Here is a 19,016-nt window from a genome sequence, read left to right as displayed (position 1 = left end):
CGCAATCTGATGGCCGGGTCGGGTTCAAAACCCGTCTATTCCGGCCACGCGTAGTGTCTCAGCCAAAGCCTGTATCTGCGGGTCGCGAAAAAAAGCGCTGAGTTGCGCCGCGCGGCCCGGGCCGATGCCATCCAGGGCCAGCCAGGCTTGGGTGTCCTTGGCAACCAGCGCCTGCCAGTCGCCTTCCAGGTTATTGCGTGCCGCAGGCGGTACACCCAGGGCTTTGAGCCATTGAGCGAAAGGCCGTTGCCGCGCGCTTTGGATACTGTCGAGCACCCGCGCACGGCTGCGATCGCCGAAGCCCTCAATGTTAGCAAGCTCTGCCGCATCGAGGGTCAACCAATCGAGGAAGCCTGCGATTAGACCGGCCTGGATCAATACGTTCCACGTCTCCCGGCCCATATGCGGCAGGCCCAGGCCCTGGTTGCCGCTCAACCAGGTCAGGCGCGACAGCAACTGTTCTTCGCAGCCAGGGTCCAGTTGCCAGCAACTCAGGGCGTGAAAGTCCCGGGCGTTGGGGACTTGGATGTCCACTCGGGTCTCGTTGCGCAGGACCACCTCGTCCAGTCGCGGGATGACCTGGCCGGCGAGGCTGATGGCGACCTGGTCGCCGGGGCGGATATCCAGGGTTTTCCAGCGTTGCAGGGAGCCGGTGCTGACGCGGCTGATCTGCCGGTCGTCCAGGCGCACCGGTTCGAGTTCCAGGATAGGGGTGATGCGCCCGGTGCGGCCGATGTTGAATTGCACCTTGCGTACCAATGCGAGAGCCTTGGCGGCGGGGTATTTCCAGGCGACTGCCCAGTAAGGCGCACTGACCTGCCAGCGCTTGGCGGGTGCGCGCGTGGCCTGGTGCAGCACGACGCCATCACTGGCAAAAGGCAGTGGATGGTTGTACCAGTAGGTGCGCCAGCGGGCGGCGCCGACGATGTCCTGGATGGGCCGGCTGTAGCGTTGGCTGTCGATGAAGCCCCAACCTGCCAGGGTGGCCAGGCGCTCGGTGAAGTCCGCCGGGCCATCGGGCCAGGCCCAGACAAACAGACCGATCCCGGCGGCCTCGGCGTCGCTCAACTGTCGACGGTTCATCAAACCGGCCACCTTGCTGCGCGCATTGAGCCCGCCCAGGCTTGATTGCACATGGTCGTCGAGACGCCAATAGAGCTCACCTTGCAGCACCAGGTCGATGGGCTCTGGCAGTTGCTGGACGATGCCGGGGATTTTTTTCGCGCAGGCCGACCAGTCCTGGCCGAGCAAGCCGTCGCCCCGGCTGATCACTTGGTGCAGGCGCCCCTGGCGGTACACCAGGGTCACGGCGACACCGTCGACCTTGGGCTGGACCCACACATCTTGGCGAACCTGGAGCCATTCACCGACGGCGTGTTCGTCGAGCAATTTGTCCAGGCCCGTATGGGCCACCGGGTGCGGCGAGGTGCCCCGTGAGCTGGCCAGAGGCTTGTCGGCCACCGCCGCCGGTTGCGGGAAACACCGTTGCCAGTGAGCCAGGCGCTGGCGGGCCTGGTCGTAGAGTTCGTCGCTGATGGGCGAATGGCCGAGCCGGTGGTAACTGTCGTCCCAGAGGCTGATTTGCCGAGCCAGCGGGCCGATTTGTGCCCGTGCGTCATCGGGGCACTCTTCAGCCCTGGCCAACCCGGTTAGAACACTGAGTAAAAGAACGATCAGCAAGCGCATCGGGAGCATCCTTGCTCGGTAAGGGGCGTTCAGCCTAAGGGATCTTCGCGCCCACAAAAAAGCCCCGACAGAGCGGGGCTTTTTACCGGGTGTTTCTGCTTACTTGAACAGACCACCCAGGGCTTTCACGGCATCGTTGTTTTCTGCCTTGGCCTGCTGCTTTTGCTGCTTGGCATCGACGTTGGCCTGGGACTCGGCGAGTTTGTTACAGCCTTTGTTGACCTGCTCCAGCGCGGCTTCGAAGGCCTTCACTTTCAACGCGTCATTCTTGGCATTGGCCGCGTCGATCTTGGTTTGCAGGTCTTTGGCATGCTGCTGGCAGTCGCCGGAGTTGCCGCCACCGAGCTGGGAGCTCAGTGCGCCACTCAGTGCGCTCAGGTCGGCGGCGTTCACCGGCAGGGCAAACAGGCTGAGCAGCAGGGCGGCAGGGGCGAGCTTGGAAATATGCATGAAAACCTCAATGTCCGATTGCCTGCGCGCTGATGAGTCCCGGGCCGGCGCAGTGCAATATCCAGAATAAGGTGGAGGGCCCGAGAGGGCGCGGATTCTAGTGGGCCATTATTTAGCCTGCAAGGTTTGGATCCAAAAAATGTGAACACCGACGCGAATCGCCCGACAATAAAAAGCCCCGCCGGGCGAACCCGGCAGGGCTTTGGGTAGCGCAAGCGATTACAGGCCGGCAGCGATACGCAGGTCGTTGGCGCGGTCGGTTTTTTCCCAGGTGAAGGTGGTGAAGGTGTCGTCGCCGACCGTCTTCTGCGCCGGGGTACGGCCGAAGTGGCCGTAGGCCGCGGTTTCCTGGTACATCGGGTGCAGCAGGTCGAGCATGGTGGTGATCGCGTAAGGGCGCAGGTCGAAGATCTCGCGCACCAGTTTGACGATCTTGTCATCGCTGATCTTGCCGGTGCCGAAGGTGTTCAGCGAGATCGACGTAGGCTGGGCCACGCCGATGGCGTAGGACACCTGAATCTCGCAACGCTCGGCCAGGCCAGCGGCGACGATGTTCTTGGCCACGTAGCGACCGGCGTAGGCCGCCGAACGGTCAACCTTGGATGGGTCTTTGCCGGAGAACGCGCCACCGCCGTGACGGGCCATGCCGCCATAGCTGTCGACGATGATCTTGCGCCCGGTCAGGCCGCAGTCGCCCACCGGGCCACCGATGATGAACTTGCCGGTCGGGTTGATGTGGAACTGGGTGTCCTTGTTCAGCAGTTCAGCCGGCAGCACGTGCTTGACGATCAGCTCCATCACGCCTTCGCGCAAGTCGGCGTAGGAAACGTCCGGGTTGTGCTGGGTCGACAGCACGACAGCATCGATACCGACCACTTTGCCGCCTTCATAACGGCACGTCACCTGGGACTTGGCGTCCGGACGCAGCCACGGCAGCAGGCCGGATTTGCGGGCTTCGGCCTGGCGCTGCACCAGTTGGTGCGAGAAGGTGATCGGCGCTGGCATCAGCACGTCGGTTTCGTTGCTGGCGTAGCCGAACATCAGGCCCTGGTCGCCGGCGCCCTGGTCTTCTGGCTTGGCGCGGTCGACACCCTGGTTGATGTCCGGGGACTGCTTGCCGATGATGTTCATCACGCCGCAGGTCGCGCCGTCGAAGCCGACGTTGGAGCTGTTATAGCCGATGTTGGTGATCACCTCGCGGACGATATGCTCCAGGTCGACCCAGGCCGTGGTGGTGACTTCGCCGGCGATGATCGCCACGCCCGTTTTCACCAGAGTCTCGCACGCCACACGGGCGAACTTGTCTTCAGCAATGATGGCGTCCAGCACCGCATCAGAAATCTGGTCGGCGATTTTGTCCGGATGCCCTTCAGACACGGACTCGGAGGTGAAAAGGGAGTATTCGCTCATCTCGATGTTTTCCTGATATTTACCGATGGTGAGTGTCGCCAGCCGGTCGCTGAAAATGGCGGACCTGGATCTGGAAACCATTACGTAAACCTACATAGAGGCTTTCCCCGGGAACGAGTCCCGCAGCGGTGGCCCAACGGGCCAGATCGTCCTGTTCAAAACCCAACCAGAGATCACCGCAGGCCTCCCTGGCCCAATTCTGGTTGTGGCTGCATAAATCTGTAACCAGCAAGCTACCGCCGGGTTGCAGCAAATTCGCCATCTGCTTGAGGGCGTCGGCGGGGGCGGCGAAATGGTGCAGGACCATGTTCAGCACCACGCAATCGGCCCGCAGGCTGGTGTCATTCAGGGCATCGGCCAACTGCAGGCTGACGTTGCCCAAGGCCTCGCGCTCGCACAGTTGGCGTGCCAGTTCGAGCATCGCCGGGCTGTTGTCCAGCGCCGTGACCTGTTGAAAGCGGCGCGCCAGTTCCGGCAAAAAGCCGCCATCGCCAGGCCCGACTTCCAGGGCCGTCGCTTTATGACTGAAGCTCAGCTTGTCCAACAACGCCAGTACACTTTCGCGATATTGCGGCAAGCCGGCGATCAGGTCTTGCTGGGCGCGAAACTTCTCGGCGACCCGTGAGAAAAAGTCCTGGCTGGCCGCCGCGCGCTGCCCGTGAACCTGGCCGATGCGTGATTGCACGTCGCCGGGCAGGCTCAAGTTGTCCACTTCTTCCAGCAGCGCGCTGTGCAGCTTGCCGCCGAGCAACTCGGTGTGGGGCAGGGCGCGGCGGTAAAAAATCGCATTGCCTTCGCGGCGGGTGGCCACCAGGTCGGCCTGGGCCAGGACCTTCAAGTGATGGCTCATGCCCGATTGGCCGATGGCGAAAATCTGCGCCAGTTCCAGCACGCCAAAGGAATCGTTGGCCAGCACCCGCAAGACGTTCAGGCGCAACGGATCGCCAGCGGCCTTGCATAAGGCTGCCAGTTCATCGCCATCGTCGGGACGCAGGGAGGGCACGGGTAAGTTCATAAGGCCAGCAGTCTAGTGACGGGTGGAAATCATCGCAAGGCCAATATCAAAAAGTTTTGATATTGGTCGATAAGTGGCGGTTATAAGCGAGCGCTATTCCCGTTAGACGAAGCGGCGGCAGGGTTCTGCAGGCGATTGCCGCGCAAACCACAGGAAAAACGCCCTCAAGTGACTATCTGTCATTGCCCGCAGGCGGTGGCTGAGGGAAAATGCCGGTCCTTTTTTCCGTTTCTTTTATTCAACCCTCAGGAGAACAGCGATGCCCAGCCGTCGTGAGCGTGCCAACGCCATTCGTGCCCTCAGCATGGATGCCGTGCAAAAAGCCAACAGCGGCCATCCCGGTGCCCCGATGGGCATGGCGGATATCGCCGAGGTACTCTGGCGTGACTACCTGAAACACAACCCGACCAACCCGTCTTTCGCCGACCGTGACCGCTTCGTGCTGTCCAACGGCCATGGCTCGATGCTGATCTACTCGCTGCTGCACCTGACCGGCTACGATCTGACCATCGACGATCTGAAAAACTTCCGCCAGTTGCACAGCCGTACCCCGGGTCACCCGGAATTCGGCTACACCCCAGGCGTCGAGACCACCACCGGTCCCCTGGGCCAAGGCCTGGCCAACGCCGTCGGTTTCGCCCTGGCTGAAAAAGTCCTGGGCGCGCAGTTCAACCGCCCCGGCCACCACATCGTCGACCACCACACCTACGTATTCCTGGGTGATGGCTGCATGATGGAAGGCATTTCCCACGAAGTCGCTTCCCTGGCTGGTACCTTGGGCCTGGGCAAGCTGATTGCCTTCTACGACGACAACGGCATCTCCATCGACGGCGAAGTCGAAGGCTGGTTCACCGACGACACCCCTAAGCGTTTCGAGGCCTATAACTGGCAGGTGATCCGCAACGTCGACGGCCACGACCCGGAAGAAATCAAGACCGCTATCGACACCGCCCGCAAGAGCGAGCAGCCGACCCTGATCTGCTGCAAGACCACCATCGGTTTCGGCTCGCCGAACAAGCAAGGCAAAGAAGACTGCCACGGCGCCCCGCTGGGTGACGCGGAAATCGCCCTGACCCGTGAAGCGCTGAAGTGGAACTACGGCCCGTTCGAAATCCCGGCCGACATCTACGCCGAATGGGACGCCAAGGAACAAGGCCTGGCCACCGAAGCCGAGTGGGACCAGCGTTTCGCCGCCTACTCCGCCGAATTCCCGGAGCTTGCCAATGAGCTGGTACGCCGCCTCGCCGGTGACCTGCCTGCCGACTTCGCGGAAAAAGCCTCGGCCTACATCGCCGAAGTCGCGGCCAAGGGCGAGACCATCGCCAGCCGTAAAGCCAGCCAGAACACCTTGAACGCCTTTGGCCCGCTGCTGCCTGAGTTCCTCGGCGGTTCGGCCGACCTGGCCGGTTCCAACCTGACCCTGTGGAAAGGTTGCAAAGGTGTCTCCGCCGAAGACGCCAGCGGTAACTACATGTACTACGGCGTGCGCGAATTCGGCATGAGCGCGATCATGAACGGCGTGTCCCTGCACGGCGGTCTGGTGCCTTACGGCGCGACCTTCCTGATGTTCATGGAATACGCGCGCAACGCAGTGCGTATGGCCGCGCTGATGAAGAAACGCGTGATCCACGTGTACACCCACGACTCCATCGGCCTGGGCGAAGACGGCCCGACCCACCAGCCGGTCGAGCAATTGACCAGCCTGCGCACCACGCCGAACCTGGATTGCTGGCGCCCAGCCGACGCGGTCGAATCCGCCGTGGCCTGGAAACACGCGATCGAGCGCAAGGACGGCCCTTCGGCGCTGATCTTCTCCCGTCAGAACCTGCAACATCAGGTTCGCACTGACGCGCAGATCGCTGACATCAGCCGTGGTGGCTACGTGCTCAAGGACTGCATCGGCGAGCCGGAGCTGATCCTGATCTCTACCGGTTCCGAAGTCGGCCTGACCGTTCAGGCCTACGACAAGCTGACTGCCCAGGGCCGCAACGTGCGCGTGGTGTCCATGCCTTGCACCAGCGTGTTCGAAGCCCAGGACGCCGACTACAAGCAATCGGTATTGCCGCTGCAGGTCAGCGCGCGTATCGCCATCGAAGCGGCTCACGCCGACTACTGGTACAAGTACGTGGGCCTGGAAGGCCGCGTGATCGGCATGACCACCTACGGTGAGTCGGCGCCGGCGCCAGCCTTGTTCGAAGAGTTCGGTTTCACCCTGGAAAACATCCTGGGTCAGGCTGAAGAGCTGCTGGAAGACTAAAAGCGCGAACGCGGTGGCCAACTGGCTGCTGCACACAGATGTGCGGTGGCGACTGCCCATCGCACCCACTGTAGGAGCGAGCTTGCTCGCGAAGAACGAGAGAGCGCCGCGTCAAACCAGAGACGCTGCGTTATCGTTGACGATCTTCGCGAGCAAGCTCGCTCCTACATTGGTTAGATGGTTTGTGTCGCCCACACTGCGAGAACCCCATGCCCCAACCGCGTCCTTACAAAGTTGCACTCAACGGCTACGGCCGTATTGGTCGTTGCGTCTTGCGTGCTCTGTTCGAGCGAGGGGCGGCGGCCGGGTTTGAAATTGTCGCGATCAACGATTTGGCCGACATGGCCAGCATCGAATACCTGACACGCTTTGACTCCACCCACGGCCGGTTCCCCGGCGAAGTGCGGGTGGAAGGCGATTGTCTGCATATCAAGGGCGACTGCGTGAAAGTGCTGCGCAGTGCCACCCCCGAGGGCATCGACTGGGCGGCGCTGGGCGTCGACCTGGTGTTGGAATGCTCCGGTGCCTATAACACCCGTGCCGACGGCCAGCGTTTTCTCGATGCCGGCGCGCCGCGTGTGCTGTTTTCCCAGCCGATGGCCAGCGAGGCGGATGTCGACGCCACCATCGTCTACGGCATCAACCAGGATTGCCTGACCGGCGCTGAACGGCTGGTGTCCAACGCTTCCTGCACCACCAACTGCAGCGTGCCGTTGTTGCGCCTGCTGGACCAGGCGATCGGCGTGGACTACGTGTCGATCACCACCATCCACTCGGCGATGAACGACCAGCCGGTGATCGACGCGTATCACCATGAAGACCTGCGCCGCACGCGTTCGGCGTTTCAGTCGGTGATTCCGGTGTCCACCGGTCTGGCGCGTGGCATCGAACGGCTGTTGCCGGAACTTGCCGGGCGAATTCAGGCCAAAGCCGTGCGGGTGCCGACGGTGAACGTTTCATGCCTGGACATCACCATGCAAACCGTCAGCGACACCGATGCGGTGGAGGTCAACCGGATTCTGCGCGACGCCGCCACCAGCGGCCCGCTCAAAGGTTTGCTGGCCTACACTGAGTTGCCCCACGCCAGTTGTGATTTCAACCATGACCCGCATTCGGCGATTGTCGATGCCAGCCAGACCCGCGTTTCCGGCCCGAGGCTGGTGAATATCCTGGCCTGGTTCGACAACGAATGGGGGTTTGCCAACCGAATGCTGGACGTCGCAGAACACTATCTGCAAACAGCCTCTCCAAAACTTTAGCCTCAGGAATTGCCACCCATGACCGTGTTGAAGATGACCGACCTCGATCTGCAAGGTAAACGCGTACTGATTCGCGAAGACCTCAACGTCCCAGTCAAGGACGGTGTTGTCACCAGCGATGCGCGAATCCTGGCCTCGCTGCCGACCATCAAGCTGGCCCTGGAAAAAGGTGCGGCCGTGATGGTCTGCTCCCACCTGGGTCGTCCGACCGAAGGTGAGTTCTCGGCCGAAAACAGCCTCAAGCCTGTGGCCGATTACCTGAGCAAGGCCCTGGGCCGCGACGTGCCGCTGGTGGCTGACTACCTCGGCGGCGTCGACGTGAAAGCCGGCAACGTCGTGCTGTTCGAAAACGTGCGCTTCAACAAGGGCGAGAAAAAGAACAGTGACGAACTGGCCCAGCAATACGCCGCCCTGTGCGACGTGTTCGTGATGGACGCCTTCGGCACCGCCCACCGCGCCGAAGGTTCGACCCACGGCGTGGCCAAGTTCGCCAAGGTCGCTGCCGCCGGCCCGTTGCTGGCTGCCGAGCTGGACGCGCTGGGCAAGGCCCTGAAGGCGCCGGCCCAACCAATGGCGGCCATCGTGGCCGGTTCCAAAGTCTCCACCAAGCTGGACGTACTCAACAGCCTGAGCCAGGTCTGCAACCAGTTGATCGTCGGCGGCGGCATTGCCAACACCTTCCTGGCCGCAGCCGGTCACCCGGTGGGCAAGTCGCTGTACGAGCCGGACCTGCTGGACACCGCTCGCGCCATCGCGGCCAAGGTCAGCGTGCCGCTGCCGGTGGACGTGGTCGTGGCTAAGGAATTTGCCGAAAGCGCTGAAGCCACCGTCAAACTCATCGATGACGTGGCCGCTGACGACATGATCCTGGACATCGGCCCGCAAACCGCAGCCAACTTCGCGCAATTGCTGAAAGCCTCCCGGACCATCCTGTGGAACGGCCCGGTCGGTGTGTTCGAGTTCGACCAGTTCGGCAACGGCACCAAAGTGCTGGCCAAGGCCATTGCCGAAAGCTCGGCATTCTCCATCGCTGGCGGCGGCGACACCCTGGCGGCCATCGATAAATATGGCGTTGCCGACCAGATCTCCTACATTTCCACCGGTGGCGGCGCGTTCCTCGAATTCGTCGAAGGCAAAGTCCTGCCGGCGGTTGAAGTCCTGGAAAGCCGAGCCAAAGGCTGAGGCAGATCAGGAAAAGGAGCATTCCCATGATCAAGTCGTTGGCACTGGTGATCGCAGCGGGCCTGTTGGCCGGCTGCGGCAGCACGCCGAGCGCGGCGCCGGCACCTGGAAAGGCGCTGCCGGCGCAGAAAAAAAGCTGCTACCAAGCCGATTGGCAAGCCGAGACCATGCCGGTGATCAACAAGCGCATGGGCAACGAACGGCTGGAGAAATACGACTCTGCGCCCAACGGTCAGGAACAGGGTTGCCCTTGAAGGGTCTGATCAACTAACCGACTGCAACGCAAGCCCAAGGCCTGCGTGCGAGGATTGGCAATGAAAGGCGTTTTCGCCCTGGTAGCACTGGCGTTATTGGCCGGTTGCAGCAGCATGAACATGTTCAACAAGGCAGAGCCTGCCGACAAATGGACGACCTGGACCTGCGACAGCAAGGCCGAGGTCAACTGGCGCTTTGCCAACCCGGCCCGCACCGAAGTGGATGTCCGCCTCGGCGGCTCGACCCAGGTTTACCGCCTCAAGCAGGACGTGGCGGCATCGGGTGTGCTCTACAGCAACGATCAGTTGGCGTTTCACACAAAAGGTGAGGAAGGCCTGGTTTACTGGGTGGCCACCGACGATTTGATCGGACGTGGCTGCAAGGCCCAGTAAAAGAACACGGTCTCAACATTAATGAGATCCCAATGTGGGAGGGGGCTTGCCCCCGATAGCGTTGGGTCAGCCACCCGCGATGTCGACAGGTAAATCGCCATCGCGGGCAAGCCCCCTCCCACATTGATCCGGTTCCAAAGTGATACAGGCAGTGAACCGGATAGTGAAAAAACGATTCAGCAGGCCAGGTATGCAAAGCCTGACCGGCAATAACTTGAATAGCAGCCGCCGCTACGGCAGGCTTGCACGATTAACGACCCTCGACCGGGAGAGACAACACAATGGCACTTATCAGCATGCGTCAAATGCTGGACCACGCAGCCGAGTTCGGCTACGGCGTCCCAGCCTTTAACGTCAACAACCTTGAGCAGATGCGCGCCATCATGGAAGCCGCTGACAAGACTGACTCCCCAGTGATCGTCCAGGCCTCGGCCGGTGCGCGTAAATACGCCGGTGCCCCGTTTCTGCGTCACCTGATCCTCGCCGCGATCGAAGAATTCCCGCACATCCCGGTGTGCATGCACCAGGACCACGGCACCAGCCCGGACGTGTGCCAGCGTTCCATCCAACTGGGCTTCAGCTCGGTAATGATGGACGGCTCCCTCGGCGAAGACGGCAAGACCCCGACCGACTACGAGTACAACGTGCGCGTCACCCAACAAACCGTGGCCATGGCTCACGCCTGCGGCGTCTCGGTTGAAGGCGAGCTGGGCTGCCTGGGTTCCCTGGAAACCGGCATGGCTGGCGAAGAAGACGGCATCGGCGCCGAAGGCGTGCTGGATCACAGCCAGATGCTGACCGACCCGGAAGAAGCCGCCGACTTCGTCAAGAAGACCCAGGTCGACGCCCTGGCCATCGCCATCGGCACCAGCCACGGCGCCTACAAGTTCACCAAGCCGCCTACCGGCGACGTGCTGGCCATCGACCGCATCAAGGAAATCCACAAGCGCATCCCCAACACCCACCTGGTGATGCACGGTTCTTCCTCGGTGCCGCAAGAGTGGCTGGCGATCATCAACCAGTACGGCGGCGACATCAAAGAAACCTACGGCGTACCGGTTGAAGAAATCGTCGAAGGCATCAAGTACGGCGTGCGCAAGGTCAACATCGACACCGACCTGCGCCTGGCATCCACCGGCGCGATGCGTCGCCTGATGGCCACCAACCCGAGCGAATTCGACCCACGTAAATTCTTCGGCGCCACCGTGACCGCGATGCGCGATGTGTGTATCGCACGTTATGAAGCGTTTGGTACTGCGGGCAATGCTTCGAAGATCAAGCCGATCTCCCTGGAAGCGATGTACCAGCGTTACCTGAAAGGTGAGTTGAACGCTAAGGTGAACTGAGCCTCAAGCGTTTAAAAAGAAGCCCGCAGCGATGCGGGCTTTTTTTGCGGCTGGAATTTGATCAGCTTGCAGGCGCGTAGGACCAGCACCGAGTCCTAAGGCTACACAGGGGAACGGTGTTTACCAGTGCTCGTAATGAGGCCAATCCGTTCACTCGTGATCAATATCCAACTTCGCAAACGTCACCTTCGCCCCTTCCTTGCTATCCCCGCTGTTGTCCTGCACATACGCCCCCGCCTTGAAATACAGCGGCTTGCTGCCCCAGGCCGCGCCAATGCGCTCGTTCCACTGCCCGTCGGCGGCTTCCACACTCAGCAACCCGGCTTTGTTGAGGTTGATCACGTAGGTAAAACTCTTCTCCAGCGGCACATTGGAGGCGACGATGATCACCCGGCTTTCATCGTCGTCCGGGCGCATGCGGACCTTGGCGACGATGTTGCCGGTCTGGGTTTTTTCCTTGAACTGGTATTCCACCTTGATCAAGGGTTTCTGGCTGTCGTAGGCGTGGATCTGGCCGATGACGATTTTCCCGGAGGAGGGCACCTGGTTGACGGCCAGCGTGGCGCGCAGATAATTGTCGGCTTCGGGGTAGGTCCAGTTGCGCAGGCGCCCGTCGGCGTAGGTTTCGCGCAGTTCGCTGCGGGGGTAAATGGCGTTCTCGGTACGTGTGCCGGTGACGGGTGTCCAGAATTGCACGTTGCTGCCTTCGGCCTGGAAATATTGGTCATTGAAGCCGCTCATCAGCTTCGGGGTGTCGATGGTCGCGGGAGGCGAGCCGACCGGAATGCTCAGGTTCCAGGTGGAAAGATCAATCATGGCGTAGGCCTTTTTACAGATAGGTATAGGCTTTGGCCCTTGGGCCAGACAGCATCTTTATAGGCGGTAGTCCGCCGCTTGTTAATGAATGCCTGGCAAGTTATTGGCGCCAAGGGAATGTCAAAAAGCCATGTTCCCCATGAACCGCGGGCTGCAGGGGTTGACCGTTAGTCGGCTTAGCAGTCTTTGGTGCGATGATGGCACCCGCTTCACTTCTGATTTTTGGGAACCAAGGCTAGAGTGAGACCTCAGTGCTTGCCCGGGTTTTCTGTCAGAACTGACCGGTGCGGCACCTTAAGGAAGAGACGTAGCATGGAATGCGCTCCACACCAAGGCGATGGCGGTTCGGTTCTTCTGGTGGTCGATGACTACCCGGAAAATCTGATTAGCATGCGCGCCCTTTTGCAACGTGATGACTGGCAGGTGGTGACCGCCGGTTCCGGCCTGGAGGCTCTGGAACTGTTGCTCCAGCACGAGGTAGACCTGGTGCTGCTCGACGTGATGATGCCCGGCATGGACGGTTTTGAAGTCGCCCGCCTGATGCGCGGCAGCCAGCGCACGCGCATGACGCCGATCATCTTTCTCAGCGCGAATGCGCAATCGCCGGCCGCCGTGCTGGAAGGTTATGCCAGCGGCGCCATCGATTACCTGTTTAAACCCTTCGACCCGCATATCCTCAAACCCAAGGTCCAGGCGTTGCTGGAGCAGCAGCGCACCCGTCGGGCGTTGCAGCGCCTGAGCCATGACCTGGAGTCCGCCCGCGCCTTCAATGCCTCGGTGCTGGACAACGCCGCCGAAGGCATCCTCGTGGTGAGTGATGCGGGCGTGATCGAGTACGCCAACCCGGCGATTTCGCGCCTGCTCAATGCCACGCACGATGAGCTCAAGGGCAAGGATTTTTTGAGTTTCCTGCAAAAACCCCATGTGCCTGCCTGGCTGGAATCGCAGATGTACGCCGGTTTCCGTCAAGGCCAAACCTGGCGTTTGCATGATGCGATCTTGCGTACCGGCCGCGGTCAGCAGGTGCCGGTGGCGCTCTCTAGTGCGCCGTTGCCCGCCGAGCAGAAGGCCATGGTGGTGACCGTGCTGGACATGTCCGAGGTCTGCCACCTGCATCAGCAACTGGAGTTCCAGGCGGTGACCGACCCGCTGACCGGGTTGTTGAACCGCCGTGGCTTTTACCAGGCCGTGGAAAACTCCCTGCTGCGCAGCGATCGCACCGAGCAGTCGCTGGTCTTGTTGTACCTGGACCTCGACGGCTTCAAACGGGTCAACGACTCGCTGGGGCATGACGCGGGTGATCGGGTGCTGCGCTGGGTTTCGGAACAGTTGCAGAGCTGCCTGCGTTCCTACGACATTCTCGGACGCATGGGCGGGGATGAATTCACGGCGTTGTTGGAGCTGGAGTTCCCCGAACAGGCGGCGAAGATTGCGGAAAAACTGATCGAGCGGGTGTCTGTTTGCCAACAGGTGGATGGCTTGGAGGTGATGCTCGGGGTCAGCATCGGCATCGCGACTTTTCCGGATTGCGGCTCGGACTTGGGCGGCCTGTTGCGTGCGGCTGACATCGCCATGTATGAGGCCAAGCGTGCGGGGCGTCAGCAATATCGCTATTACGATCAGGAAATGAACGGTCGCGCCCGCTCGCGGCTGATGCTCGAGGACAGCGTGCGCAACGCCATCCAGAACAAGGATTTCACCCTGGTGTACCAGCCCCAGGTGTCTCTGGAGGACGGCCATCTGCGCGGCGTCGAGGCGTTGTTGCGCTGGCAGCACCCGAGTGTCGGCGATGTACCGCCGGGGCTGTTTTTGCCGCTGCTGGAAGAGGCGCGGCTGATCAGCCAGTTGAGTGCCTGGATCTACCACCAGGTCGCCGCCCAGCGTCAGGTGTGGCAAGCCATGTTCGAGGATGAACTGGTGTTGAGCGTGAGCCTGAGCAGCAGCCAGTTCAACATGCCCAACCTGGCGAGCCAACTGCAGCAGGTACTCGACCGACATGGGTTGCAGGGGCGCCAGTTGGAGGTGGAAATCGGCGAGGACAGCCTGATGCATAACCTCGACGCGTCCGCCAAGCAGTTCAAGTTACTGCGCGCGGTGGGGGTACGCATCGCCCTGGATGACTTCGGTTCCGGCCACTGCTCCCTGGCCCATCTGCGCGACCTGCCATTCGACACGCTCAAGCTGGACCGCCAATTGGTCGCGGGCCTGCCGGGCTCGACGCGGGATGCGGCGATGGCCCGCAGCATTATCGAGTTGTGCGGGCATTTCGGCGTGCTGGTAGTCGCCGAGGGTGTAGAGACGCTGGAGCAAGCCCAGTGGCTCAAGGCCAATGGTTGCCCGTTTGTCCAGGGGCCATGGGCGGCCCCACCGTTGATGGCCGGGGCGGTGGTCGACTGGTTGCGCGCCCGTTCCTGCTGAATTCGCTACACTGGCGCCCATTCGAACCCTGTTGCAGACCTCAATGACCGCGCTGAAATACCTCCAGGCCTATCCCGCTGCCCTTCAGGAGCAAGTGCGCCAACTGATCGCCAAGGACCAGTTGGGCGCCTACCTGGAGCAGCGTTACCCCGAACGTCACGCCGTGCAGAGCGACAAGGCCCTGTATGCCTACGCGCTGGCCTTGAAGCAGGAGCACCTGCGCAACGCGCCGGCTATCGACAAAGTGCTGTTCGATAACCGCCTCGACCTGACCCACCGTGCCCTCGGCCTGCACACCACGATTTCGCGGGTGCAGGGCGGCAATCTGAAGTCCAAGAAAGAAATCCGGATCGCCGCGCTGTTCAAGGAAGCCGCCCCGGAATTTCTGCGCATGATCGTGGTACACGAACTGGCGCACTTCAAGGAATCGGACCACAACAAAGCGTTCTACAAACTCTGTGAGTACATGATGCCGGGCTACCATCAGGTGGAATTCGACCTGCGCGTGTACCTCACGTATCGCGACCTGCAGGGCAAACCCTGACTTTCCAAGGCGGTTGACCATGGATGTGAGCAAGACCAAGAGCAGCTTCTACCGCCGCCTGTACGTGGCGTATCTGATCGACAGCCAGCAGGCCAGCAGCGTGCCGGCGCTGACCGAGGTGACGGGCATGCCCCGGCGCACCGCGCAGGACACGATTGCGGCATTGGCGGATCTGGATATCGTCTGCGAGTTCGAGCAGGAAGACGGCGCGCGCAATCATGCGGGGTGCTATCGGATTCGCGACTGGGGCGCGATCGATCGGCGGTGGATCGAGGCGAATCTGGCGTCGATCAAACAGGTCTTGGGTTATCCCTGAGGCTTGGCGGTCGCTGGGCTGACGCGATGGGGCCATCAGGCGCGCCGCATGCCGATGTGCGGAATGTCGTCCTCAAGGTATTCCTCACCCGCCACCAAAAAACCATACCGCGCGTAATACCCCTGCAAATGCGCCTGGGCTGAGAGAAAGATCGGCGTCTCTGGCCAGATATCGTCAATCTGCTTGAGCGTTTCTTCCATCAGCAGATGCCCCAGCCCGGTGCCGCGTGCCATCGGTGCCACGATCACCCGGCCGATCACCACATCCCCGGCCTGGGTCTCCGGGTCCAGCAGGCGCAGGTAGGCCACCAGGTCATCGCCTTTCCAGGCCATCAGATGGTGGGTATCGCCTTGCAGGTCCTGCCCGTCGATGTCCTGGTAGACGCACTTTTGCTCGACAACGAAGACCTCGCTGCGCAGGCGCAGAATGGCGTACAGCTGCTCCTTGCCCAGGTCGTTGTGATGTTTGCAGACCCATTCGACTGTCATGGTGTGATTCTCTTGGAAGTGTCTGTCCCGGATAGTAAGCGCGGCGGGCACTTCTGTCTAAATCGGTTGTTTGGAACAGTGACGTCAATCTGCCATCATTGTATGCATTCAGCGGCGGGTTCTTTGTGTAATCTGAGCTACTGTTACATCCTCAGGTACCGCCTGAGCCAGGGCCACCGCCTGCCTGCCAAGGACTTTAAGCATGCCGCGATTTTCTCGTGCCGTTGCTTTGATTGGAATGTTGTTGCTGGCCCAGCCGGCATTCGCACAGCGTCTGCGCCTGGTGGCGGATGCCTGGCCACCCTTTACCGATGCCACCTTGATCAATGGCGGGCTGGCTACCGATATTGTCAGCACCGCCTTGGCCCGCGCCGGTTATGCCAGTGATTTCGAGCAGGTGCCCTGGGCTCGCGCGTTGATGGGCGTCGGCGATGGGCGCTACGACGTGGTGGTCAACGCCTGGTATGACGAGGCCCGCACGCGCCTGGGGCAGTTTTCTGCTGAATACCTGATCAACCGCCTGGTTTTTATCAAGCGTCGCGACGACCCGATCGAGTTCCAGAACCTTGAGCAACTGCACGACTATCCCATCGCCGTGGTGCGGGGGTATGCGTATTCCGCGGCGTTCGACCAGGACACGCAGTTACAGAAAGTCCCGGTACACAACTTCGCCATGGCGGTGCGGATGCTCGTTGCGCGCCGGGTACGCCTGACGGTGGAGGACGAATTCGTTGCCCGTTATTACCTGGCGCAGGAGTCGGCGCGGGTGCGCAATGCGGTGGAGTTTTTGCCGCAGCCGTTGAGTGAAAACAGCCTGCATATTCTGGTCAGCCTGAAGAACCCCGAGCATGAGCAGATCGTTGCCGGTTTTGACCGCGAGATTGCCAAGATGAAGGCCGACGGCAGTTATGCGCGGTTGATGAAGCAGCACGGCATGTAGTGGCCTACGCCGCGCTGATGTCTTTGATCAGGTGGGCCGCCAGGGTGCGCAACGGCCCCAACTGCCGGCAAATCAACGCCAGTTGCGTCTGCACCAGACGTTGCCCCTCATCGATCTCGTCCGGCATCTGTTCCAGCTCCGCAGCCAAGGCTTCCTCGGCATCGCTCTGAATCGAGATCGGCTGTTTATTGGCCAGCCCCGTGGCGATTTCGTCGATGCTCGCCGCCAGGGTTTTCCCCGCGCCGTCGATCAAGTGCTCGCGCACGTCGGCCGGCAGTTGGGTTTCGCGGTGCGCGCCGAGCCCCGACAGGTAGCTGAGCAAGGTGTGGGACAGCACCAGGAAGCGGAAGCCCACGTCGGCCTCCTTACGGAACTGCCCCGGCTCCATCAGCATATTCGCCAGGGTGGTGGACAGCGCCGCGTCGGCGTTGTGCGCGTTGCGTCGGGCCAGGCGGTAAGCCAGGTCGTCGCTTTTGCCGGCGGCGTATTGCTGCATGATTTGGCGCAGGTAGATGCTGTTGCAGGTCAGGGTATTGGCCAGCACTTTGTTCAGGCGCCGGCCTTGCCAGTCCGGCAGGAACAGGAACACGGTCAGGCCGGCAATCACGCTGCCGATCAAGGTGTCGAACAGGCGTGGCAGGAACAGCCCGTAGCCATCGCCCACCTGGTTGAAGCAGAACAGCACCATCAGGGTGATCGCCGCGGTGGCCAGGGTGTAGCGGGTGGTGCGGTTGATAAAGAACACCAGGCCCGCCGCGATGGCGAACATCGACTGCACCAGGGCGCTGGGGAACAGGTCGAACAGCGCCCAGGCCACGGTGAGCCCGATGGCCGTGCCGATGATCCGCTGGCCGAGCTTGCGCCGGGTGGCGCCGTAGTTGGGCTGGCAGACGAACAGGGTGGTGAGGATGATCCAGTAGCCCTGGGAAGCGTGGATCGCATGCAGGGTGCCATAGCCGATGGTCAACGCCAGGGCCAGGCGCAAGGCGTGGCGGAACAGCAGCGAAGTCGGCGTGAGCTGGGTGCGCAGGCGCGTCCACATTTCCTTGAGGTTGCGTGGGGCGCGGTCAAGCAGGTTGCTGTCGCTGGCGTCGGCCAGGGCGTCCGGGTTGCTCGCGTCGCCCAGCAGGCGGTCGAGGGTCGACAGGTTGGCCGCCAGCGCACGCAAGGAACGCAGCAGGCCGCGCCAGGCCGGGTTGCTCTGGATGCGCAGGTGTTCCATGGAGGCGTTCAGGTCGCCCAAGGCTTCGGCGAAGCTGGCGTCATAGATGAACGGCTGGCGCAGTTGGATCGATTCGGCCAGGGCCTCGCAGGCCTTGCCTTGCTGGCGCAGCAGGCGCTGGCAGCGGAACAGCACATCGCTGTGGAAGAAGGCCTCGGCCAGGGCGTTGTAGGGATAGTGCGACGAGCTGGCGCGTTCGTGGATGTCCTGGGCCAGGAAATACAGCTTGAGGTAACGACTGACCTTGGAGCCCGGCCGGCCATTGCCGACGCGGTGCAGGATGATTTCCTTCGCCGCATTCAGCGCGGCCACCACCCGGCCGTTTTGCTGAGCCAGCTCCAAGCGGCGCGCTTCCACGTCCAACTGGCGGATCGGCTCGAACAGCGACGATTTGAGCTTGAGGTAATGCCCCAACTCGCGAAACAACCGCGCCAGGCTCTGCTGCACCGGCTGGTTGGAAAACAGCACCTGCCACAGCACCGACAGCGCACCGTACCAGGCGGCGCCGGCCACCAGCAGCAGCGGTTCGTGCCAGAAATCCGTGACGGCACCGCCGCGCTGGTCCACGCCGATCATGGTGTAGACCGACAGGATCAAGGTGGCCGACGCAATCGCGCCATAACGCTCACCGAGGGCGCCGAGCATGGTCAGGCCGAAACTCGCCAGGGCCAGGGCGACCGCGAAGGCCCAGGGGTAGGGGAACAACAGCTCCACCGACAGCGCGGCAATGCTGAAACACACCAGCGTCACCGCCAGGGCGTTGAGGCGGCCTTGCCAACTGTCGTCGGTCTCGGCCAGGGCACTGGCGATAATCCCCAGGAACAGCGGGATCAGCAGTGTCATTTCATCCTGATACCAGCACAGCGTCATGCTGCCGGTGAGGGCGATGAATACCCGAACGCTGTAACTGAATTTATCCAGTGCCCATAGGCGCCGCATGGACTGCTTGAACGAGGTCGATGACATGAAGGCTGGAGTCTTCCGGGACGATGCCGCTAAATTGAGCTATCAAGGACGCTG

17 protein-coding genes are annotated in these 19,016 nt (G+C 61.8%); 10 read left to right on the top strand and 7 right to left on the bottom strand.

Annotation, left to right across the window (positions count from 1 at the left end; genetic code table 11):
* Positions 1–24 precede the first annotated feature (24 nt).
* The 4 genes from ligB to TU80_RS04685 all read right to left on the bottom strand — a co-directional run bounded on the left by ligB (position 25) and on the right by TU80_RS04685 (position 4,561).
* Positions 25–1,686 (bottom strand): NAD-dependent DNA ligase LigB, encoded by a 1,662-nt coding sequence (ligB, locus tag TU80_RS04700; RefSeq protein WP_057003939.1) that lies wholly within the window; start codon positions 1,684–1,686, stop codon positions 25–27.
* A gap of 99 nt (positions 1,687–1,785) precedes the next feature.
* A complete protein-coding gene (locus tag TU80_RS04695) occupies positions 1,786–2,136 on the bottom strand; it encodes a DUF1090 family protein (protein WP_046487951.1) in 351 nt (116 codons plus the stop codon).
* A gap of 219 nt (positions 2,137–2,355) precedes the next feature.
* Positions 2,356–3,546, bottom strand: coding sequence for a methionine adenosyltransferase (gene metK / locus TU80_RS04690; RefSeq protein WP_017844958.1), 1,191 nt, complete (start codon positions 3,544–3,546; stop codon positions 2,356–2,358).
* 19 nt (positions 3,547–3,565) lie between these two features.
* Positions 3,566–4,561 carry an ArsR/SmtB family transcription factor gene (locus TU80_RS04685; RefSeq protein ID WP_026139787.1) on the bottom strand — a complete coding sequence of 332 codons (996 nt, stop codon included), beginning with the start codon at positions 4,559–4,561 and terminating at the stop codon, positions 3,566–3,568.
* A 259-nt stretch (positions 4,562–4,820) separates the two neighbouring features.
* On the opposite strand from TU80_RS04685, the gene tkt reads away from it, so the two are divergent.
* The 6 genes from tkt (at position 4,821) to fba (ending at position 11,252) form a co-directional block, all read left to right on the top strand.
* Complete coding sequence (tkt, locus tag TU80_RS04680; protein ID WP_017844956.1) at positions 4,821–6,818, top strand: transketolase; 1,998 nt, start codon at positions 4,821–4,823, stop codon at positions 6,816–6,818.
* Between the two features lie 209 nt (positions 6,819–7,027).
* Positions 7,028–8,077, top strand: coding sequence for an erythrose-4-phosphate dehydrogenase (gene epd / locus TU80_RS04675; protein WP_017844955.1), 1,050 nt, complete (start codon positions 7,028–7,030; stop codon positions 8,075–8,077).
* Between the two features lie 18 nt (positions 8,078–8,095).
* Entirely contained in the window at positions 8,096–9,259 is a 1,164-nt protein-coding gene (locus TU80_RS04670) for a phosphoglycerate kinase (protein ID WP_057003938.1), read from the top strand.
* Positions 9,260–9,285: 26 nt separating this feature from the next.
* Positions 9,286–9,513: a hypothetical protein gene (locus TU80_RS04665; RefSeq protein ID WP_017844953.1), complete on the top strand. Its 228-nt coding sequence runs from the start codon at positions 9,286–9,288 to the stop codon at positions 9,511–9,513.
* A 60-nt stretch (positions 9,514–9,573) separates the two neighbouring features.
* Complete coding sequence (locus TU80_RS04660) at positions 9,574–9,906, top strand: MliC family protein (protein WP_046381786.1); 333 nt, start codon at positions 9,574–9,576, stop codon at positions 9,904–9,906.
* A gap of 281 nt (positions 9,907–10,187) precedes the next feature.
* The gene (gene fba / locus TU80_RS04655; protein WP_003177554.1) at positions 10,188–11,252 is read left to right on the top strand and encodes a class II fructose-bisphosphate aldolase; all 1,065 of its coding nucleotides are present in this window, start codon (positions 10,188–10,190) and stop codon (positions 11,250–11,252) included.
* A gap of 150 nt (positions 11,253–11,402) precedes the next feature.
* Here the strand turns inward: fba and TU80_RS04650 are convergent, their stop codons facing one another.
* The gene (locus TU80_RS04650) at positions 11,403–12,068 is read right to left on the bottom strand and encodes a polysaccharide lyase family 7 protein (RefSeq protein WP_046381787.1); all 666 of its coding nucleotides are present in this window, start codon (positions 12,066–12,068) and stop codon (positions 11,403–11,405) included.
* Positions 12,069–12,380: 312 nt separating this feature from the next.
* Between TU80_RS04650 and TU80_RS04645 the strand changes: the two genes are divergently transcribed.
* Genes TU80_RS04645 through TU80_RS04635 form a run of 3 tightly spaced genes read left to right on the top strand, consistent with a single transcriptional unit; the run spans position 12,381 to position 15,346 of the window.
* Positions 12,381–14,486 carry a putative bifunctional diguanylate cyclase/phosphodiesterase gene (locus TU80_RS04645; protein ID WP_057003937.1) on the top strand — a complete coding sequence of 702 codons (2,106 nt, stop codon included), beginning with the start codon at positions 12,381–12,383 and terminating at the stop codon, positions 14,484–14,486.
* Between the two features lie 43 nt (positions 14,487–14,529).
* Positions 14,530–15,030 (top strand): M48 metallopeptidase family protein, encoded by a 501-nt coding sequence (locus tag TU80_RS04640; protein WP_010207148.1) that lies wholly within the window; start codon positions 14,530–14,532, stop codon positions 15,028–15,030.
* Positions 15,031–15,049: 19 nt separating this feature from the next.
* Positions 15,050–15,346 (top strand): winged helix-turn-helix domain-containing protein, encoded by a 297-nt coding sequence (locus TU80_RS04635; protein WP_017844949.1) that lies wholly within the window; start codon positions 15,050–15,052, stop codon positions 15,344–15,346.
* A 35-nt stretch (positions 15,347–15,381) separates the two neighbouring features.
* Here the strand turns inward: TU80_RS04635 and TU80_RS04630 are convergent, their stop codons facing one another.
* On the bottom strand, positions 15,382–15,834 hold the full coding sequence (locus TU80_RS04630; RefSeq protein WP_017844948.1) for a GNAT family N-acetyltransferase: 453 nt from the start codon (positions 15,832–15,834) through the stop codon (positions 15,382–15,384).
* A gap of 202 nt (positions 15,835–16,036) precedes the next feature.
* On the opposite strand from TU80_RS04630, the gene TU80_RS04625 reads away from it, so the two are divergent.
* A complete protein-coding gene (locus TU80_RS04625) occupies positions 16,037–16,774 on the top strand; it encodes a substrate-binding periplasmic protein (RefSeq protein ID WP_046381789.1) in 738 nt (245 codons plus the stop codon).
* Positions 16,775–16,778: 4 nt separating this feature from the next.
* On the opposite strand, the gene yccS is transcribed toward TU80_RS04625, so the two are convergent.
* Entirely contained in the window at positions 16,779–18,962 is a 2,184-nt protein-coding gene (gene yccS / locus TU80_RS04620; RefSeq protein WP_057003936.1) for a YccS family putative transporter, read from the bottom strand.
* Between the last annotated feature and the right edge of the window lie 54 nt (positions 18,963–19,016).

Source organism: Pseudomonas veronii (assembly GCF_001439695.1).
Classification (GTDB): domain Bacteria; phylum Pseudomonadota; class Gammaproteobacteria; order Pseudomonadales; family Pseudomonadaceae; genus Aquipseudomonas; species Aquipseudomonas veronii.
Note: the sequence above shows the minus strand (reverse complement) of the source record. Positions and strands in the feature narration are given on the sequence as shown.

Excerpts from the sequence above, each read along its gene's own strand:
- TU80_RS04640 (WP_010207148.1), top strand. The coding sequence starts at position 14,530 with ATGACCGCGCTGAAATACCTCCAGGCCTATCCCGCTGCCCTTCAGGAG.
- TU80_RS04625 (WP_046381789.1), top strand. The coding sequence starts at position 16,037 with ATGCCGCGATTTTCTCGTGCCGTTGCTTTGATTGGAATGTTGTTGCTG.
- TU80_RS04630 (WP_017844948.1), bottom strand. The coding sequence starts at position 15,834 with ATGACAGTCGAATGGGTCTGCAAACATCACAACGACCTGGGCAAGGAG.
- ligB (WP_057003939.1), bottom strand. The coding sequence starts at position 1,686 with ATGCGCTTGCTGATCGTTCTTTTACTCAGTGTTCTAACCGGGTTGGCC.
- TU80_RS04685 (WP_026139787.1), bottom strand. The coding sequence starts at position 4,561 with ATGAACTTACCCGTGCCCTCCCTGCGTCCCGACGATGGCGATGAACTG.
- TU80_RS04635 (WP_017844949.1), top strand. The coding sequence starts at position 15,050 with ATGGATGTGAGCAAGACCAAGAGCAGCTTCTACCGCCGCCTGTACGTG.
- epd (WP_017844955.1), top strand. The coding sequence starts at position 7,028 with ATGCCCCAACCGCGTCCTTACAAAGTTGCACTCAACGGCTACGGCCGT.
- TU80_RS04645 (WP_057003937.1), top strand. The coding sequence starts at position 12,381 with ATGGAATGCGCTCCACACCAAGGCGATGGCGGTTCGGTTCTTCTGGTG.
- TU80_RS04650 (WP_046381787.1), bottom strand. The coding sequence starts at position 12,068 with ATGATTGATCTTTCCACCTGGAACCTGAGCATTCCGGTCGGCTCGCCT.
- tkt (WP_017844956.1), top strand. The coding sequence starts at position 4,821 with ATGCCCAGCCGTCGTGAGCGTGCCAACGCCATTCGTGCCCTCAGCATG.
- TU80_RS04695 (WP_046487951.1), bottom strand. The coding sequence starts at position 2,136 with ATGCATATTTCCAAGCTCGCCCCTGCCGCCCTGCTGCTCAGCCTGTTT.
- TU80_RS04660 (WP_046381786.1), top strand. The coding sequence starts at position 9,574 with ATGAAAGGCGTTTTCGCCCTGGTAGCACTGGCGTTATTGGCCGGTTGC.
- fba (WP_003177554.1), top strand. The coding sequence starts at position 10,188 with ATGGCACTTATCAGCATGCGTCAAATGCTGGACCACGCAGCCGAGTTC.
- yccS (WP_057003936.1), bottom strand. The coding sequence starts at position 18,962 with ATGTCATCGACCTCGTTCAAGCAGTCCATGCGGCGCCTATGGGCACTG.
- metK (WP_017844958.1), bottom strand. The coding sequence starts at position 3,546 with ATGAGCGAATACTCCCTTTTCACCTCCGAGTCCGTGTCTGAAGGGCAT.
- TU80_RS04665 (WP_017844953.1), top strand. The coding sequence starts at position 9,286 with ATGATCAAGTCGTTGGCACTGGTGATCGCAGCGGGCCTGTTGGCCGGC.
- TU80_RS04670 (WP_057003938.1), top strand. The coding sequence starts at position 8,096 with ATGACCGTGTTGAAGATGACCGACCTCGATCTGCAAGGTAAACGCGTA.